The sequence below is a fragment of the Vibrio sp. 378 genome, assembly GCF_033339435.1.
Genome location: NZ_JAWOUO010000506.1, coordinates 1 through 724, shown reverse-complemented (window position 1 = coordinate 724; position 724 = coordinate 1). Strand labels below are relative to the sequence as shown.

Annotated in this window: 1 protein-coding gene; it reads left to right on the top strand. The window is 47.1% G+C overall.

Annotation, left to right across the window (positions count from 1 at the left end; translation table 11 throughout):
• A partial coding sequence (locus tag R7Q48_RS27205; protein WP_318133363.1) for a sodium-dependent transporter occupies nucleotides 1-724 on the top strand: 724 nt, incomplete at both ends.

Here is a 724-nt window from a genome sequence, read left to right as displayed (position 1 = left end):
AGCGGGTTCCGCTGTTGGTTTGGGTAACATCTGGAAGTTCCCGTACACAGCAGGTGAGAGTGGCGGCGGTGCGTTCGTTGCGATCTACCTTTTCTTTGTTATTTTTATCGGCTTTAGCGTCATGCTTACTGAGTTCGCTATTGGTCGTAAGACAGGTCTATCAGCAGTAGGCGCATTTAAATCCACTGACCGACGCTGGACGTTCACTGGCGTAATTGGTGTATTTAGTGGGTTACTTATCATGGGTTTTTACCCAGTCGTAGGTGGTTGGGCGTTAGCGTACATTTTTAAAGTCGGTGGTGGTCTACTAAGCACGCCGGAGGCAATCGGTGACAGCTTTGGTGGTTTCATTTCTGATCCGCTACAACCGCTGTTCTGGATGGGTGTGTACCTTTTCCTTAACGTACTGATCGTAATGAAAGGTATTTCTGGCGGTATCGAAAAAGCGGGTAAAGTTCTTATGCCGCTGCTGTTCATCATCTTGATCATCGTATCGGTGAAAGGTTTGATGCTTCCAGGTGCGATGGCAGGTCTTGAGTTCTTGTTCATGCCAGACTTCTCTAAAGTAGACAGTAACGTGGTACTTGCAGCATTAGGTCAGGCGTTCTTCTCATTGAGTCTTGGTATGGGTTGTATGATGACTTATGGCTCTTACTTGAAGAAGAAAGAAAACCTCGTTCAAACAACAGGCATGGTTACGGCAATGGATACCGGCGTAGCGATC